Annotated in this window: 14 protein-coding genes, 4 tRNA genes and 1 rRNA gene; all 19 read right to left on the bottom strand. The window is 53.9% G+C overall.

The features are described from left to right. Window positions 1-20 precede the first annotated feature (20 nt). On the bottom strand, window positions 21-2,123 hold the full coding sequence (fusA, locus tag EE949_RS01485; RefSeq protein ID WP_122662265.1) for an elongation factor G: 2,103 nt from the start codon (window positions 2,121-2,123) through the stop codon (window positions 21-23). Between the two features lie 30 nt (window positions 2,124-2,153). Then, a complete protein-coding gene (rpsG, locus tag EE949_RS01480) occupies window positions 2,154-2,624 on the bottom strand; it encodes a 30S ribosomal protein S7 (RefSeq protein ID WP_002555493.1) in 471 nt (156 codons plus the stop codon). 122 nt (window positions 2,625-2,746) lie between these two features. After that, window positions 2,747-3,118, bottom strand: coding sequence for a 30S ribosomal protein S12 (gene rpsL / locus EE949_RS01475; RefSeq protein WP_002555494.1), 372 nt, complete (start codon window positions 3,116-3,118; stop codon window positions 2,747-2,749). Window positions 3,119-3,319: 201 nt separating this feature from the next. Then, on the bottom strand, window positions 3,320-7,519 hold the full coding sequence (gene rpoC / locus EE949_RS01470) for a DNA-directed RNA polymerase subunit beta' (RefSeq protein WP_122662263.1): 4,200 nt from the start codon (window positions 7,517-7,519) through the stop codon (window positions 3,320-3,322). Window positions 7,520-7,582: 63 nt separating this feature from the next. Next, window positions 7,583-11,656 carry a DNA-directed RNA polymerase subunit beta gene (gene rpoB, locus EE949_RS01465; RefSeq protein ID WP_122662261.1) on the bottom strand — a complete coding sequence of 1,358 codons (4,074 nt, stop codon included), beginning with the start codon at window positions 11,654-11,656 and terminating at the stop codon, window positions 7,583-7,585. Between the two features lie 220 nt (window positions 11,657-11,876). Then, complete coding sequence (gene rplL / locus EE949_RS01460) at window positions 11,877-12,242, bottom strand: 50S ribosomal protein L7/L12 (protein WP_122662259.1); 366 nt, start codon at window positions 12,240-12,242, stop codon at window positions 11,877-11,879. A gap of 78 nt (window positions 12,243-12,320) precedes the next feature. Beyond that, window positions 12,321-12,821: a 50S ribosomal protein L10 gene (gene rplJ / locus EE949_RS01455; protein ID WP_122662257.1), complete on the bottom strand. Its 501-nt coding sequence runs from the start codon at window positions 12,819-12,821 to the stop codon at window positions 12,321-12,323. A 194-nt stretch (window positions 12,822-13,015) separates the two neighbouring features. Then, a complete protein-coding gene (gene rplA / locus EE949_RS01450) occupies window positions 13,016-13,711 on the bottom strand; it encodes a 50S ribosomal protein L1 (RefSeq protein ID WP_032626524.1) in 696 nt (231 codons plus the stop codon). Beyond that, complete coding sequence (gene rplK / locus EE949_RS01445) at window positions 13,711-14,142, bottom strand: 50S ribosomal protein L11 (RefSeq protein ID WP_020290713.1); 432 nt, start codon at window positions 14,140-14,142, stop codon at window positions 13,711-13,713. The genes rplA and rplK overlap by 1 nt, the downstream gene beginning before the upstream one ends. Window positions 14,143-14,260: 118 nt before the next feature. Further along, entirely contained in the window at window positions 14,261-14,794 is a 534-nt protein-coding gene (gene nusG / locus EE949_RS01440; RefSeq protein ID WP_020290714.1) for a transcription termination/antitermination protein NusG, read from the bottom strand. Window positions 14,795-14,803: 9 nt separating this feature from the next. Then, window positions 14,804-15,172, bottom strand: coding sequence for a preprotein translocase subunit SecE (gene secE, locus EE949_RS01435; protein WP_032626526.1), 369 nt, complete (start codon window positions 15,170-15,172; stop codon window positions 14,804-14,806). Window positions 15,173-15,218: 46 nt separating this feature from the next. Continuing rightward, window positions 15,219-15,294, bottom strand: a tRNA-Trp gene (locus tag EE949_RS01430). Window positions 15,295-15,479: 185 nt separating this feature from the next. Next, window positions 15,480-15,555 (bottom strand) — tRNA-Thr (locus EE949_RS01425). A 25-nt stretch (window positions 15,556-15,580) separates the two neighbouring features. Continuing rightward, a tRNA-Gly gene (locus tag EE949_RS01420) sits at window positions 15,581-15,654 on the bottom strand. A 25-nt stretch (window positions 15,655-15,679) separates the two neighbouring features. Next, window positions 15,680-15,764 (bottom strand) — tRNA-Tyr (locus EE949_RS01415). 143 nt (window positions 15,765-15,907) lie between these two features. Next, complete coding sequence (locus EE949_RS01410) at window positions 15,908-16,345, bottom strand: hypothetical protein (protein ID WP_122662255.1); 438 nt, start codon at window positions 16,343-16,345, stop codon at window positions 15,908-15,910. A gap of 7 nt (window positions 16,346-16,352) precedes the next feature. After that, window positions 16,353-17,102, bottom strand: a complete 750-nt coding sequence (locus EE949_RS01405; protein ID WP_122662253.1) for a pantothenate kinase — start codon at window positions 17,100-17,102, stop codon at window positions 16,353-16,355. Then, window positions 17,092-18,054 carry a bifunctional biotin--[acetyl-CoA-carboxylase] ligase/biotin operon repressor BirA gene (birA, locus tag EE949_RS01400; protein WP_122662251.1) on the bottom strand — a complete coding sequence of 321 codons (963 nt, stop codon included), beginning with the start codon at window positions 18,052-18,054 and terminating at the stop codon, window positions 17,092-17,094. The genes EE949_RS01405 and birA overlap by 11 nt, the downstream gene beginning before the upstream one ends. Window positions 18,055-18,296: 242 nt before the next feature. Continuing rightward, window positions 18,297-18,376: ribosomal RNA gene (gene rrf, locus EE949_RS30075) — 5S ribosomal RNA — on the bottom strand; the annotation flags it as partial.

Genomic DNA, 18,376 nt, shown 5'->3' with positions numbered 1-18,376 from the left:
CTAGCCTAAAGGGGCTGAAATCAGCCTTGTTTTTTAACGATAGCTTCGACGACATTCGACGGAGCTTCGGAGTATTTGGAGAATTCCATGGAGTAGCTCGCGCGACCCTGAGACATGGAGCGAACGTCGGTCGCATAACCGAACATCTCACCCAACGGTACTTCGGCGCGAATCACTTTGCCAGAAACCGTATCTTCCATACCCTGGATCAGACCACGACGACGGTTCAGGTCACCCATCACGTCACCCATGTAGTCCTCAGGTGTAACAACTTCAACCTTCATGATCGGCTCAAGAACAACACCACCACCTTTGGTAGCGAGTTGCTTGGTCGCCATGGAGGCTGCCACCTTAAACGCCATCTCGTTGGAGTCGACGTCGTGGTAAGAACCATCGAAAACGGTAGCCTTCAGGCCGATCAGCGGATAGCCGGCAACAACACCGTTCTTCATCTGCTCTTCGATACCCTTCTGGATAGCCGGGATGTATTCCTTAGGAACAACACCACCAACCACTTCGTTCACGAACTGCAGACCTTCCTGACCTTCGTCAGCAGGAGCAAAACGAATCCAGCAATGGCCGAACTGGCCACGACCGCCGGATTGACGAACGAACTTGCCTTCGATCTCACAAGCCTTCGTGATCTTCTCACGATAGGAAACCTGTGGCTTGCCGATGTTGGCTTCGACGTTGAACTCACGGCGCATCCGGTCAACCAGGATGTCCAGGTGCAATTCGCCCATGCCAGAGATGATCGTTTGACCAGTCTCTTCATCAGTCTTGACGCGGAAAGACGGGTCTTCCTGAGCAAGTTTGCCCAGAGCGATACCCATTTTTTCCTGGTCATCCTTGGTTTTTGGCTCAACGGCAACCGAAATAACCGGCTCCGGGAAGTCCATGCGAACCAGGATGATTGGCTTGTCAGCCGAGCAGAGGGTGTCACCAGTAGTGACGTCCTTCATGCCGATCAGAGCCGCGATGTCACCAGCGCGAACTTCTTTGATCTCTTCACGGGTGTTCGCATGCATTTGCACCATACGACCAACACGCTCTTTCTTGCCTTTTACCGAGTTGATCACGCCGTCGCCGGAGCTCAACACACCCGAGTAAACACGAGCAAAGGTCAAAGTACCCACGAACGGGTCTGTAGCGATCTTGAACGCCAGAGCCGAGAACGGCTCATTGTCGTCTGCATGACGCTCCATTTCGACAGTCTCGTCATCCGGATCGGAACCCTTGATGGCAGGAATGTCCACAGGCGCAGGCAGGTACTTGATCACCGCATCGAGAACCAGGGGAACGCCCTTGTTCTTGAAGGAAGAACCGCAAACAGCGAGAACGATTTCACCAGCGATAGTACGCTGACGCAAAGCGCCTTCGATTTCCTCGTTGGTGAGCTCTTCACCCTCAAGGTACTTGTTCATCAGCTCTTCACTGGCTTCAGCAGCAGCTTCAACCATGTTGCTACGCCACTCATCAGCCAACTCTTGCAGCTCAGCAGGAATAGCTTCGCGACGAGGAGCCATGCCCTTGTCGGCGTCATCCCAGTAAACCGCTTCCATGGTCATCAGATCGATCTGACCCTGGAAGTTGTCTTCAGAGCCGATAGCCAACTGAATTGGCACCGGAGTGTGACCCAGGCGCTGCTTGATCTGACCGATCACGCGCAGGAAGTTCGCACCAGCACGGTCCATCTTGTTTACGTAAACAAGACGCGGAACACCGTACTTGTTGGCTTGACGCCATACAGTTTCGGACTGAGGCTCAACACCCGAAGTACCACAGAACACAACGACCGCACCATCGAGTACGCGCAAAGAGCGCTCTACTTCAATGGTGAAGTCAACGTGACCCGGAGTATCGATGATATTGAAGCGATGCTTCTCGAACTGCTTAACGGAGCCAGCCCAGAATGCAGTCGTTGCAGCGGAAGTAATGGTAATACCCCGCTCCTGCTCTTGCACCATCCAGTCCATGGTCGCGGCGCCATCATGCACCTCGCCCATTTTGTGGTTTACGCCAGTGTAAAAAAGGACGCGCTCGGTGGTGGTGGTTTTACCAGCATCCACGTGAGCAACGATACCGATGTTACGGTAGCGGTTAATCGGAGTAGTACGAGCCATAAAGCCCTCGCAAAATTAGTGACGCTGAAATTAGAAGCGGTAGTGCGAGAAAGCTTTGTTAGCTTCAGCCATACGGTGCACGTCTTCACGCTTCTTAACTGCAGCACCTTTACCTTCAGCGGCGTCCAGCAGTTCGCCAGCCAAACGCAGAGCCATAGACTTCTCACCGCGCTTGCGCGCGAAGTCTACCAGCCAGCGCATTGCCAATGCATTACGACGGGACGGACGAACTTCGACCGGAACCTGGTAAGTAGCACCGCCTACACGGCGCGACTTCACTTCGACCAGCGGAGCGATGGCGTCGAGAGCTTTCTCGAAGATTTCCAGGGGATCGCTGTTCTTGCGTTCTTTAACCTTTTCCAGCGCGCCATAAACGATACGCTCGGCAACGGCTTTTTTGCCGCTTTCCATCACGTGGTTCATGAACTTGGCCAGAATTTGGCTTCCGTATTTTGGATCGTCAAGCACTTCGCGCTTGGCTGCTACGCGTCTTCTTGGCATGGATAAGCCCTCAAACGGTCTTCAGGTAGCTCGGGACCACCACTCACTCTGGAGTGCGCCCGACCTTACTCTTATCGACTCAGAAAAATAGAAATCTGCAATTTGTCACAGGAAGCCAAATACTACTTAGGCTTCTTGGTACCGTACTTCGAGCGACCCTGGTTACGACCTTTAACGCCGGAAGTATCCAAAGAACCGCGAACGGTGTGATAACGAACACCTGGCAAGTCTTTTACACGACCGCCACGAATCAGTACCACGCTGTGTTCTTGCAGGTTGTGACCTTCACCACCGATGTACGAGGAAACCTCGAAACCGTTGGTCAGGCGCACACGGCATACTTTACGCAGTGCCGAGTTAGGTTTTTTCGGCGTGGTGGTATACACACGAGTGCATACGCCACGACGTTGCGGGCAGTTCTGCAGCGCAGGCACGTCGGATTTCTCGACGATACGCTTACGCGGCTGACGTACCAGCTGGTTGATAGTTGCCATCTACTAGCTCCACTGTTGTCTTGCGACGCTATTGTCTTGCAAGAAAAGCAAAATGGCAGGACGCGAGTCCCGCCAAATTTAGGGGTACAAGAGTCTAAAGAGGATCTTGCCCCCAGTCAAGACAAAGCCCCGAGCTCCTTTCGCGCCGAACAACAGGATTTACCTGTCGCTCGGTGAGAAAGGAGACCGAGGCCTTACTCTTTAGTTACCGCTTGAGTTCAACGCTTCAGTCAATGCTGCTTCGACTTCGCTAGCGCTGACACGCAACGGCTTGTCAACATCACGACGACGCTTGCGCTCGCTGTGATAAGCCAGACCGGTACCCGCGGGGATCAAACGACCTACGACCACGTTCTCTTTCAAGCCGCGCAGATAATCGCGCTTGCCGGTAACCGCTGCTTCGGTCAGTACGCGAGTTGTCTCTTGGAAAGACGCCGCGGAGATGAACGACTCAGTGGACAACGAAGCCTTGGTGATACCCAGCAGTACGCGGGTGAACTTGGCGACAAACTTCTCGTCAGTGTTCAAGCGCTCGTTTTCTACGAGAACGTGAGTCAACTCCATCTGATCACCTTTGATGAAGGTGGAATCGCCAGATTCGGAGATTTCAACTTTACGCAGCATCTGACGCAGAATGGTCTCGATGTGCTTATCGTTGATCTTCACGCCCTGCAGACGGTAAACGTCTTGAATCTCGTTCACGATGTACTTGGCCAGCGCACTCACACCCAGCAGACGCAGGATGTCGTGTGGATCGCTAGGACCGTCAGAGATAACTTCGCCGCGGTTAACCTGTTCGCCTTCGAAGACGTTCAGGTGACGCCACTTCGGAATCAGCTCTTCGTATGGATCGCTACCGTCGTTAGGCGTGATAACCAGACGACGCTTGCCTTTGGTTTCTTTACCGAAAGCAATGGTACCGCTGACCTCTGCAAGGATCGACGCCTCTTTCGGACGACGAGCTTCGAACAAGTCGGCAACACGCGGCAGACCACCGGTGATGTCGCGGGTCTTGGAAGTCTCTTGCGGGATACGAGCGATAACATCACCGATCGCGATCTGCGCACCGTCAGCCACACCAACCAAGGCGTTAGCAGGCAGGAAATACTGTGCCGGCACATCTGTACCTGGCAACAGCAGATCCTTGCCATCCAGACCTACCATCTTGACGGCTGGACGGATGTCCTTACCGGCAGCAGGACGGTCTTTGGCATCCAAGACTTCAATGTTGGTCATACCGGTCAATTCGTCTGTCTGACGCTTGATCGTGATGCCTTCTTCCATGCCCACGTAGGTCACGGTACCTTTCATTTCGGTAACGATTGGGTGAGTGTGCGGATCCCACTTGGCCACGATTGAGCCAGCGTCGACCTTATCGCCTTCCTTCACCGAAATCACTGCACCGTAAGGCAGCTTGTAACGCTCACGCTCACGACCGTAGTCATCAGCAATCGCCAGCTCACCGGAACGGGACACAGCTACCAGGTGACCGTCAACTCGCTCAACGTGCTTCAGGTTGTGCAGACGGACAGTACCGCCATTTTTCACCTGAACGCTGTCAGCAGCAGAGGTCCGGCTTGCCGCACCACCGATGTGGAACGTACGCATGGTCAGCTGGGTACCTGGCTCACCGATGGACTGGGCAGCAATAACGCCGACCGCTTCACCGATGTTTACCTGGTGACCACGAGCCAGATCACGGCCGTAGCACTTGGCGCAGATGCCGTAACGGGTTTCACAGCTGATTGGCGAGCGAACGATTACTTCGTCGATGCTGTTCAGCTCGATGAACTCAACCCACTTCTCATCTACCAGAGTACCGGCAGGCACGATGACTTCGTCGGTGCCAGGCTTGAATACGTCACGGGCGATTACTCGACCCAGTACGCGCTCACCCAATGGCTCAACAACGTCGCCGCCTTCAATGTGCGGAGTCATCAGCAGACCGTGTTCGGTACCGCAGTCGACTTCGGTAACAACCAGATCCTGAGCAACGTCAACCAGACGACGAGTCAGATAACCGGAGTTAGCTGTCTTCAACGCGGTATCCGCAAGACCCTTACGAGCACCGTGAGTCGAGATGAAGTACTGAAGTACGCTCAAACCTTCACGGAAGTTAGCGGTAATCGGCGTCTCGATGATCGAGCCGTCCGGCTTGGCCATCAGACCACGCATACCCGCCAACTGACGAATCTGTGCTGCCGAACCCCGTGCGCCGGAGTCAGCCATCATGTACATCGAGTTGAAGGATTCCTGATCAACTTCGACGCCGTGACGGTCGATAACGCGCTCTTTGGACAGGTTCGACATCATCGCTTTCGAGACTTCGTCGTTCGCCTTGGACCAAAGGTCGATTACCTTGTTGTACTTCTCGCCCTGAGTTACCAGGCCCGAGGCGTACTGACTTTCGATCTCTTTAACTTCTTCGGTAGCTGCGTCGATGATGCGAGCTTTCTCATCAGGGATAACGAAGTCGTTAACACCAATGGAAACACCCGAAATAGTCGAGTAGGCAAAACCGGTGTACATCAACTGGTCAGCGAAGATAACGGTCTCTTTCAAACCAACCACGCGGTAGCACTGGTTGATCAGCTTGGAGATCGCCTTTTTCTTCATTGGCTGGTTGACCACGTCATACGACAGGCCGGCCGGAACCACCTGGAACAGCAGCGCACGGCCGACAGTGGTGTCGACAATACGGGTGTTCTTGACGCTGCCACCATCACGATCATTGATCGTTTCGTGGATCCGGACTTTAACCTTGGCATGCAGCGCGGCTTCGCCGGCACGGAATACGCGGTCAACTTCCTGCAGATCCGCGAACACACGACCTTCGCCTTTGGCGTTGATCGCTTCACGAGTCATGTAGTACAGACCCAATACAACGTCCTGCGAAGGAACGATGATTGGCTCACCGTTGGCTGGCGACAGAATGTTGTTGGTCGACATCATCAACGCACGCGCTTCGAGCTGGGCTTCCAGCGTCAGCGGTACGTGTACGGCCATCTGGTCGCCGTCGAAGTCGGCGTTGTACGCAGCACAGACCAGAGGGTGCAGCTGAATAGCCTTACCTTCGATCAGTACCGGTTCAAAAGCCTGGATACCCAGACGGTGAAGCGTTGGCGCACGGTTCAGAAGCACTGGGTGTTCGCGAATAACTTCCGCGAGAACGTCCCAAACCTCTGGCAGTTCACGCTCAACCATTTTCTTGGCAGCTTTGATGGTCGTGGCGAGGCCACGCATTTCCAGCTTGCCAAAAATGAACGGCTTGAACAGCTCGAGAGCCATTTTCTTCGGCAGACCGCACTGGTGCAGACGCAGGGTCGGACCAACGGTAATTACCGAACGGCCCGAGTAGTCAACACGCTTACCGAGCAAGTTCTGACGGAAACGACCCTGCTTACCCTTGATCATGTCAGCCAGGGATTTCAGAGGACGCTTATTCGAACCAGTAATGGCGCGACCGCGACGGCCGTTGTCGAGCAGAGCATCGACAGCTTCCTGCAACATGCGCTTTTCGTTGCGCACGATGATGTCCGGAGCGGACAGATCAAGCAGGCGCTTCAAACGGTTGTTACGGTTGATCACTCGACGATACAGATCGTTGAGGTCAGAAGTCGCGAAGCGACCGCCGTCCAGCGGAACCAATGGACGCAGATCTGGCGGCAGAACCGGCAGAACGGTCAGAACCATCCACTCAGGCAGGTTGCCCGAGCCCTGGAAGGCTTCCATCAGTTTCAAACGCTTGGACAGCTTCTTGATCTTGGTTTCGGAGTTGGTTTGCGGAATTTCTTCGCGCAGACGACCAATCTCGTGCTCAAGATCGATAGCGTGCAGGAGCTCGCGAACAGCTTCAGCACCCATACGGGCGTCGAAGTCATCACCGAACTCTTCCAAAGCTTCGAAGTACTGCTCATCGTTCAGCAGCTGACCTTTTTCAAGGGTGGTCATGCCTGGATCGATAACGACATAGCTCTCGAAGTAGAGAACGCGTTCGATATCACGCAGGGTCATGTCCATCAGCAAGCCGATACGGGACGGCAGGGACTTCAGGAACCAGATGTGGGCGACAGGCGATGCCAGTTCGATGTGAGCCATACGCTCACGACGGACTTTGGCCAGCGCAACTTCAACGCCGCACTTCTCGCAGATCACACCACGGTGTTTCAGGCGCTTGTACTTACCGCACAGGCACTCGTAATCCTTGACCGGACCAAAGATCTTGGCGCAGAACAAGCCGTCACGCTCGGGTTTGAACGTACGGTAGTTGATGGTTTCCGGTTTTTTAACTTCACCGAACGACCACGAACGGATCATCTCAGGCGAGGCCAATCCAATACGGATGGCGTCGAACTCTTCGACTTGACCCTGGTTTTTCAGCAAATTCAGTAGGTCTTTCAAGGCCTTTCCTCCTGGCGGAGCAGAGGGCAGTCATACCGACCCACCCTCGATTCGCGTCACGTGTTATTCGGTTTCCAGATCGATATCGATGCCGAGCGAACGGATTTCTTTGATCAACACGTTGAAGGACTCGGGCATGCCCGGCTCCATACGGTGATCGCCATCCACGATGTTTTTGTACATCTTGGTACGGCCGTTCACATCGTCCGACTTCACTGTGAGCATTTCCTGCAGAGTGTAGGCCGCGCCGTATGCTTCCAGCGCCCACACCTCCATCTCCCCGAAACGCTGACCACCGAACTGAGCCTTACCACCCAGCGGCTGCTGGGTAACGAGGCTGTAAGAACCAGTGGAACGCGCATGCATCTTGTCGTCCACCAAGTGGTTCAGCTTCAGCATGTACATGTAGCCAACGGTAACCGGACGCTCGAACTTGTTGCCGGTGCGACCATCGAACAGCTGCATCTGGCCGCTCTCTGGCATATCTGCCAGTTTGAGCATTGCCTTGATTTCAACTTCCTTGGCGCCGTCGAACACAGGCGTAGCCATTGGCACACCATTACGCAGGTTCTTCGCCAGATCCAGGATTTCTTTATCGCTAAAGTCCTCCAGCTTCTCTTGACGGCCACCGATCTCGTTGTAGATCTCGGTCAGGAACTTACGCAGTTCAGCAACTTTACGCTGCTCTTCGAGCATGCGGTTGATCTTCTCGCCCAAGCCCTTGGCCGCCAAGCCCAGGTGAGTTTCGAGAATCTGACCAACGTTCATACGCGAAGGAACGCCCAACGGGTTGAGAACGATGTCGACCGGGGTGCCATTGGCATCGTGCGGCATGTCCTCAACTGGCATGATCACGGAGACCACACCTTTGTTACCGTGACGACCGGCCATCTTGTCGCCCGGCTGGATGCGACGACGGATTGCCAGGTAAACCTTGACGATTTTCAAAACGCCTGGAGCCAGGTCATCGCCCTGCTGCAGTTTGCGTTTCTTGTCTTCGAACTTGTCATCCAGAAGACGGCGACGGTCAACGATGTAAGCCTGAGCCTTCTCGAGCTGCTCGTTCAGAGCATCTTCAGCCATGCGCAGTTTGAACCACTGGCCGTGCTCAAGACCGTCGAGAACTTCGTCGGTGATGTCCTGGCCTTTCTTCAAGCCAGCGCCGCCTTCGACCTTACGGCCAACCAGGGCGGAACGCAGACGTTCAAAAGTAGCGCCTTCAACGATACGGAACTCTTCGTTCAAGTCCTTACGGATCTCGTCCAGCTGAGTTTTCTCGATGGACAGTGCGCGAGCGTCACGCTCAACGCCATCACGGGTGAAGACCTGAACGTCAATGACAGTACCCTTGGTACCGGTAGGTACGCGCAGGGATGTGTCTTTAACGTCGCTTGCCTTCTCACCGAAGATAGCGCGCAGCAGTTTTTCTTCTGGAGTGAGCTGGGTCTCGCCTTTAGGCGTGACCTTACCTACCAGAATGTCGCCAGCACCAACTTCAGCACCTACATAAACGATACCGGCTTCGTCCAGTTTATTCAGTGCAGCTTCACCCACGTTCGGGATGTCTGCAGTGATTTCTTCAGGCCCAAGCTTGGTGTCACGCGCCACACAGGTCAGTTCCTGAATGTGGATCGTGGTGAAACGATCTTCCTGAACAACACGCTCGGACAGGCAGATGGAGTCTTCGAAGTTGAAGCCGTTCCATGCCATGAACGCGATGCGCATGTTCTGACCCAGAGCCAGCTCACCCATATCGGTGGACGGACCATCAGCCATGATGTCGCTACGCTCAACACGATCACCCTTGCTAACCAGCGGACGCTGGTTGATGCAGGTGTTCTGGTTGGAGCGGGTGTACTTGGTCAGGTTGTAGATGTCGACACCAGCTTCACCGGTTTCAACTTCGTCATCAGCAACACGAACCACGATACGGCTTGCATCAACAGAGTCGATCACGCCGCCACGACGAGCTACGACGCAAACGCCGGAGTCGCGAGCCACGTTGCGCTCCATGCCAGTACCTACCAGCGGCTTGTCAGCACGCAGGGTTGGTACAGCCTGACGCTGCATGTTCGAACCCATCAACGCACGGTTGGCGTCGTCGTGCTCGAGGAACGGGATCAGAGAGGCCGCGACCGAGACTACCTGCTTCGGCGATACGTCCATCAGCGTCACGTCTTCTGGAGCCTTGACGGTGAACTCGTTCAAGTGACGTACGGCAACCAGCTCGTCGATCAGGACCTTCTTGTCGTTCATTGCCGCAGAAGCCTGAGCAATGACGTGATCGGCTTCTTCAATAGCTGAGAGGAAAACGATTTCGTCAGTTACCAGAGCGTCTTTAACAACGCGGTACGGGCTCTCGAGGAAACCGTACTGGTTGGTGCGCGCGTAAGCAGCCAAGGAGTTGATCAGACCGATGTTCGGACCTTCCGGCGTTTCAATCGGGCATACACGACCGTAGTGAGTCGGGTGCACGTCACGAACTTCAAAGCCAGCACGCTCACGAGTCAAACCACCAGGGCCGAGTGCAGACACACGACGCTTGTGAGTAATCTCGGACAGCGGGTTGTTCTGGTCCATGAACTGCGAAAGCTGGCTGGAACCGAAGAACTCTTTAACAGCAGCGGCAACTGGCTTGGCGTTGATCAGGTCCTGAGGCATCAGGCCTTCGCTTTCTGCCATCGACAGACGCTCTTTGACCGCACGCTCAACACGCACCAGGCCAACGCGGAACTGGTTTTCAGCCATCTCGCCAACACAACGAACACGACGGTTACCCAAGTGGTCGATGTCGTCGACGATGCCTTTACCGTTACGGATATCAACCAGCGTCTTGAGAACGGCAACGATATCTTCTTTGCACAGGACGCCAGAACCTTCGATCTCGGTACGACCGATACGACGGTTGAACTTCATCCGGCCAACAGCAGAGAGGTCATAGCGCTCTGGACTGAAGAACAGGTTGTTGAACAGAGTCTCTGCTGCGTCCTTGGTAGGCGGCTCGCCTGGACGCATCATGCGGTAGATCTCAACCAGCGCTTCGAGCTGGTTGCTGGTGGAATCGATCTTCAGCGTGTCGGATACGAACGGACCACAGTCGATATCGTTGGTGTACAACGTTTCGATGCGAACAACCTGAGCCTTGGCGATTTTGGCCAGGATTTCAGTGTTCAGCTCGGTGTTGCACTCGGCAATGATTTCACCAGTGGCTGGATGCACAACGACTTTGGCAGTGGTGCGACCCAGGACGTAGTCCAAAGGAACTTCCAGCTGTTTGATGCCGGCTTTTTCCAGCTGATTAATGTGACGAGCCGTGATACGGCGGCCCTGCTCAACAATAACCTTGCCCTTGTCATCCAGGATGTCCAGGACTGCAATTTCACCGCGCAGGCGCTGAGGCACCAGTTCCAGGCTAAGGTTTTCACCCTGCACATGGAAAACGTTGGTGGTGTAGAACGCATCCAGAACCTGTTCGGTCGTATAACCCAGCGCGCGCAGCAATACTGACGCAGGCAGCTTGCGACGACGGTCGATACGGACGAATACACAGTCCTTTGGATCGAACTCGAAGTCCAGCCACGAACCGCGGTAAGGAATGATACGAGCGGAGTAAAGCAGCTTGCCGGAGCTGTGCGTCTTACCGCGGTCGTGGTCAAAGAACACGCCCGGGGAACGGTGCAGCTGGGAAACGATAACGCGCTCGGTACCATTGATAACGAAGGTACCGTTTTCAGTCATCAGGGGGATTTCACCCATGTAGACTTCTTGCTCTTTGATGTCCTTGATCGCTTTGTTCGACGACTCTTTGTCGAAAATGATCAGACGGACTTTTACTCGCAGAGGTACAGCGTAAGTCACACCGCGCAGCACACACTCTTTGACATCAAATGCCGGTTCGCCCAAGCGATAACCTACATACTCCAGCGCAGCATTGCCGGAGTAGCTGATGATCGGGAAAACGGATTTGAAGGCTGCATGCAGACCGACGTCGCGGAACTGATCTTTGGTCGCTCCCGCTTGCAGGAATTCGCGATACGAATCCAGCTGGATGGCCAGGAGATACGGCACATCCATTACGTCCGGCAACTTGCTAAAGTCCTTGCGGATACGTTTTTTCTCAGTATATGAGTAAGCCATCAGCGTTCCCCAGCTTGGTCACCTGCTTGTTTGGCTCCTCCCGACGGGAACAGCCAGAAAATCGTGCAAACCCCTTGGTTTGCGCCACCATCACCGGTGGTTTTTACGCGCTATGGATACCGGCCGAGCCAGTCATCTATAACGGAAAAAGGCCGGTGGCAAGAGCCACCAGCCATCAGCCTTTCGCTTAACGCTTGGGCTGGACACTCAAAGTCGATACTTATTTCAGCTCGACTTTAGCGCCTGCTTCTTCCAGCGCAGCTTTGGCTTTGTCAGCAGCGTCTTTCGCAACTGCTTCCAGAACCAGTGCTGGGGCGCCGTCAACTACAGCCTTGGCTTCTTTCAAGCCCAGACCGGTCAGCTCACGTACAGCCTTGATGACGTTAACTTTCTTCTCGCCAGCTTCCAGCAGCATGACGTTGAATTCAGTTTGCTCTTCAACAACAGCGGCAGCAGCAGCTGGACCAGCCGAAGCAGCTGCAGCAGTTACGCCGAACTTTTCTTCGAAGGCTTTGATCAGCTCAACAACCTGCAGAACGGACATTTCGCCAACTGCGTTGAGGATATCGTCTTGAGAGATAGACATGAATCTAATTCCTGAATTGGGGGACGGCCTACGCGACCATCGAAATAAACAAAAATACGCGAAAGGAGGTACGGAGCCTTAGGCTGCGGTAGCTTCTTTTTGGTCGCGAATAGCCGCCAGAGTACGAGCCAATTTGCTGGTAGCGCCTTGAATCACGCTCATCAGCTGGGAGATTGCTTCGTCACGGGTCGGCAAGGTTGCCAGCACGTCGATCTGATTAGCTGCGAGGAACTTGCCCTCGAACGCAGCTGCCTTGATCTCGAACTTATCCTGACCCTTGGCAAACTCTTTGAACAAACGGGCAGCAGCGCCAGGATGTTCGTTGGAGAAAGCAATCAGGGTCGGGCCAGTGAACGCGTCGTTGAGGACACTGTAATCAGTACCTTCAACAGCGCGCTTGAGCAGGGTGTTACGTACAACGCGTACATAAACGCCAGCTTCACGAGCCTCTTTACGGAGTCCGGTCATTGCGCCAACTGTCACGCCACGGGCATCAGCCACGACAGCAGACAGAGCGACTTTGGCAGCCTCGTTGACTTCAGCGACGATGGCCTTCTTGTCTTCGAGTTTAATTGCCACGGGTTTAACTCCTGCTTGTTACCGTTTCATCTGACCTAAGCCGGATGTCGTTTTGGTGTCTGATTCGGTAAGGAACCGGGAGCACCATCTGCGTAGGCTTGTGTTTTAAGACTCGCGCCGCCTACGGTCTTGGATAGCCCCCGCCAGGCAGGGACCCCAATTTTTTGCTGGTGCGACAAGCGCACCAGCACGTCTTACGCGTCCAGGGAACCCTGGTCGATCACCAGGCCTGGGCCCATAGTGGTGCTCAAGGTTACGCGCTTAACGTAGATGCCTTTCGAAGAAGCTGGCTTGATACGCTTAAGATCAGCGATCAGGGCTTCAACGTTTTCTTTCAGCTTGACTGCGTCGAAACCGACCTTGCCAACTGAAGTGTGGATGATGCCGTTTTTGTCGGTGCGATAACGAACCTGACCAGCCTTGGCATTCTTGACGGCGTTAGCCACGTCAGGAGTAACAGTGCCGACTTTAGGGTTAGGCATCAGGCCGCGAGGACCGAGAATCTGACCCAACTGACCAACAACACGCATCGCGTCCGGGGAAGCGATAACTACGTCGTAGTTCAGGTCGCCGCCTTTCATTTCGGCAGCCAGATCGTCCATACCAACACGATCAGCGCCAGCAGCCAGAGCGGCTTCTGCAGCAGGACCCTGGGTGAACACAGCAACGCGAACAGTCTTGCCAGTGCCGTGCGGCAGCACAGTAGCGCTACGAACAACCTGGTCAGATTTACGCGGGTCAACACCGAGGTTTACAGCAACGTCTACAGACTCACTGAACTTAACGGTCGACAGCTCGGCCAGCAGCGTAGCTGCGTCGGTGAAGCTGTAAGATTTGCCCGGCTCGATTTTAGCCGCGATAGCTTTTTGGCGCTTAGTCAGCTTAGCCATTACACACCCTCCACGTTAAGGCCCATGCTACGAGCGGAACCGGCGATAGTACGCACGGCCGCTTCCATGTCAGCAGCAGTCAGATCCGCATTTTTTGCTTTAGCGATATCTTCCAACTGTGCACGAGTCACGGTGCCAACTTTAACGGTGTTCGGACGTGCCGAACCGCTAGTCAGACCAGCAGCTTTCTTCAGCAGAACCGAAGCAGGGGTGCTCTTTGTTTCGAAAGTGAAGCTACGGTCGCTATAGACAGTGATGATCACTGGAGTTGGCAGACCCGGCTCAAGACCCTGAGTACGGGCGTTGAAGGCCTTGCAGAATTCCATGATGTTCACGCCGTGCTGACCCAAGGCCGGACCTACTGGCGGGCTTGGGTTAGCTTGAGCAGCTTTCACTTGCAGCTTGATGTAAGCGGTAATTTTCTTGGCCATGAGGCACTCCAATTACGGGTTCAAACGCCAATTAAGGCTCCCCGGTTACTTGCACGTTTATCCCAGTGACGAAAAAACCCCACAGCCTTCGGCTACGGGGTGTGGGATTCTCGATCAGCTAGACCTTTTCGACCTGACTGAACTCCAGCTCCACCGGAGTAGAGCGACCGAAAATGAGCACTGCAACTTGAATGCGGCTCTTCTCGTAGTTAACTTCTTCGACAGTGCCATTAAAATCAGCGAATGGACCATCTGTGACGCGAACCACTTCACCCGGCTCAAACAGAGTCTTAGGCTTAGGCTTGTCGCTGCCATCAGCAACGCGACGAAGTATCGCATCAGCTTCTTTATCAGTAATCGGAGCAGGCTTGTCAGCCGTGCCACCAATGAAGCCCATAACACGAGGAGTATCCTTGACCAAGTGCCAAGTACCTTCGTTCATGTCCATCTGGACCAGCACATATCCTGGAAAGAATTTACGTTCGCTTTTGCGCTTCTGGCCATTACGCATTTCCACCACTTCTTCAGTGGGAACCAGAATTTCGCCGAAGCCATCTTCCATGCCAGCCAGCTTCACACGCTCGATCAACGAGCGCATTACATGCTTTTCGTAACCCGAATAAGCATGCACTACGTACCAACGCTTAGCCACGGGACACCCTTAGCCAACAATCAAGGAAACAAGCCAGCCGAGCAGGGAGTCAAGCCCCCACAACAGCAACGCCATAACCAGAACAACAGCCACCACAATCAAAGTGGTCTGCGTGGTTTCTTGGCGAGTCGGCCAAACGACTTTGCGAATTTCAGCACGAGCTTCCTTAGCCAAAACAAAGAAAGCCTTGCCCCGACCAGTCTGCAGACCTACAAATGCAGCAACCCCAGCCAGCACAAGCAGGACCAGGACGCGATACAAAATAGGCTGAGCTGAGTAGTATTGATTACCGACAACCCCAACCACTACCAGAGCGACCACAACCAGCCACTTGAGCAGATCGAAGCGAGATTCTTGGGCTTCAGCCTTGAGAGTCATCTACGATAATCCTGTGAAAAGAAAGCCAGATACAATCTAGTGAATCTGGCAGGTCAGGAGGGAATCGAACCCCCAACCTACGGTTTTGGAGACCGTCGCTCTGCCAATTGAGCTACTGACCTAAAAGCAAAATCAGGCCGACCAATATGCCAGCCCAACAATAATTTTTCAACTGCCTTCCCACCCGACCAACCTACGAAACCCAAGACCAGGAGACGTATAGGCAAAAAGACCAGAACCAATCATTCCAAACACACCGAAACGACTAGTAAAGCAAAGGCAGATATTTTCATATCTGCCTTTATAATGGAGCTCTTGAGCGGATTTGAACCGCTGACCTCACCCTTACCAAGGGTGTGCTCTACCAACTGAGCTACAAGAGCAAACTCTTCGGACATACAGCAAATCTGGAGCGGGTAGCGGGAATCGAACCCGCATCATCAGCTTGGAAGGCTGAGGTTCTACCACTAAACTATACCCGCCTAACTTGCTACACAGCCTTAAATATGGTGGAGGGAGAAGGATTCGAACCTTCGAAGTCGTAGACGTCAGATTTACAGTCTGATCCCTTTGGCCGCTCGGGAACCCCTCCTGAACGAGGCAGCATTCTCAACTCATGCTACCCTTCTGTCAACCTTTTTCTCATTAAAAACCTGAGGTTACAAACGTTGACCGCAGTTGCAGAGCCTTTTAAAAATTATCAAGCACTGCGAAGCGGGCGCCATTCTATGCAAACTACTGCGCGGTTGCAATGCCTTCGCACAACATTATTTTATTTTTCAGATCGGGGAAATCCTGAGCAAACCCTCTCAAAAGAGCATCTCCGACAAGACGACGGCTGGCAGGTTCTATTTTAATCCAGTACGCATTGGCACCATCAAGATGGATCTCCCGCAATTGAGTCTGCACATCAAGACTCATTAGACGCTGCTCAACCGTGCGCGCCTCCTCCTGTCGCGCAAACCCACCCAAGTAGAGACATTTGTCCGGAGCCTCGCGCTCACCCAACGACTCCGCACTACCCTCGGTCTCACTGAGGAGATGTATGTTTTGCTGCTCAGCCCGATAAAGAGACAGCGGCAAAACTTCTTTCGCCCTTAACGGAGCCTCTTGCTGATGCCACACGTAATAGAGACCATTGAGCATAAGCAGCAAAAGAAATAACCACCGCATAAAAACCTCAAGCCAAAGGACAGGCTAACGCGAGACCAACGAATACCAGATCAGGCATGTGCCTCGCACCCGGCGTGACATCCCTGATCAACTCAGCATCTCCACCCGTCACAAACACGATGAAATCATCCCCGAGATACTGCTGCGCAAGTGTTAACTGAGAAGCCGCAAACCCCCTTAGCATCAGCGTGCAACCCCGTTCCACAGCTTCCGCCGTAGAGCGGCCCGGGGCCAAGCTGGACTGAGCCTCTTCGGCAGCCGCATCGTCGTATCGAATACGCCTGGTATGAGTGCGAAGCTGGCCGCGCATCAGAGGCATGCCCGGGCATATATACCCCCCCAGATGCTCACCATCAGCGCTGACAAAATCCGAGGTAATCGCCGTACCCAAATCAAGTATGAGGCAGGCCTTGCCGACAGTTGCATAAGCGCCCACCAAAGCCAGCCAACGATCAAGCCCCAATCGCTCGAAAGCTTCGTAGCCGTTCTCTACACCCGCTAATATTTTGGCCGAACTCGCGCACCGGGTTTCGAGGCTGAACGCTTCAGCAATCATCGCCACCAGCTTCTGGGTTTCCTCAGGACTGCGCACGCTAACCATACGGCTATGACGGAGGGTCAACCCGGGAGTAGCCGCAATATCCTCAATAAGCTTTTCATCAGAGTCGACCACGCCACCCGATACTAGCCCCGGCAGCCCCTGGCGAATGACACGCCATTTTATGAAACTATTCCCACAATCCAGCTCAAGTATCATCACGCAACCTCAAGCTGAGCTCTCCACCACTAAACACTTTCTCTTCATCTCCAACCAGCAATCGCAGCGCACCTTGCGAATCAATACCCAAAACAGTGCCCTCAACCACCTGAGTGCCGGCAAGCAAACTGACAGCACAGCCCTGCCATAGGTGATTACTCTCCCATTCAGCCCTGAACTCCGCAAAACCGGATATCTGATGGGCAGATAAGTAACCCTCGATATTGCTGGTCAACTTGCCAGCTAGCGCATTGCGACTACACAGGATGCCGGTCTCCAGCCTCAATGAGGTCCACAGCTGATCGACCTCCTCTGTCGCTCGCATGTTCACGTTTATTCCAATGCCTATAATCACATGACAGACATCAGCAGGATCACCAACCAACTCCAGGAGTATTCCGGCGATCTTACGCTGCCCCACAAGGACGTCATTTGGCCACTTCAATCCGGCACCCTGTACGCCCATTTCTCGCAAAGTCTTCAGTACGGCCAATCCAATCAGAAGACTCATTCCTTCGAGCTGGCGCATCCCTCCATCGATTCGAAGGGCCAAGCTGTAGTAGATGTTCTCGCCAAATGGACTTACCCACTTTCGGCCTCTGCGACCACGCCCAGCAGTCTGGCGCTCGGCCATCACGACAAAAGGCGTAGGGACGCTCTCCGCAATCAGCTTCATCGCAGCCGCATTGGTTGACCCTATCGAATCGTAGACAATAACCGGCCAGCCACTTGCATCCCCGGCCACCGCGGATATCTCACTACCCTGCAAAAGAGATAAAGGACTCTCGAGCTTATATCCGCGGCCTCTGACCTTATGGACGCCAATATGCAGCTCAGACTCCAACAGCTGCAGCTGCTTCCACACAGAAGTACGACTTACCCCGAGAGCCTCGCCCAGAGCCTGCCCAGAATGAAATTTCCCATCCTCAAGGAGCTTCAACAACGTCAGCATTTAGAGATCGCCATGCAATAAGGCTCGCATCATAGCCACGCAGGACGAAGATGCATAGAAACGACTCATCGTTAATTCAGCGATAGCAAAAGCTACATCGTGCGCATGGAGACACGGCGACAACATAGGACCTATAGGAACTGCCGAAGACTGCGAAGCGAAGTTTCGGGGTGGCGAAGCTTTTTCTTCGCGCATAAACAAAACCCCTGAACGCGTAAGCGATCAGGGGTTCTGGAATTTAATCTTGACGATGACCTACTCTCACATGGGGAAACCCCACACTACCATCGGCGATACATCGTTTCACTACTGAGTTCGGGAT

Source organism: Pseudomonas viridiflava, assembly GCF_900602065.1.
Lineage (GTDB): Bacteria > Pseudomonadota > Gammaproteobacteria > Pseudomonadales > Pseudomonadaceae > Aquipseudomonas.
Note: the sequence above shows the minus strand (reverse complement) of the source record. Positions and strands in the feature narration are given on the sequence as shown.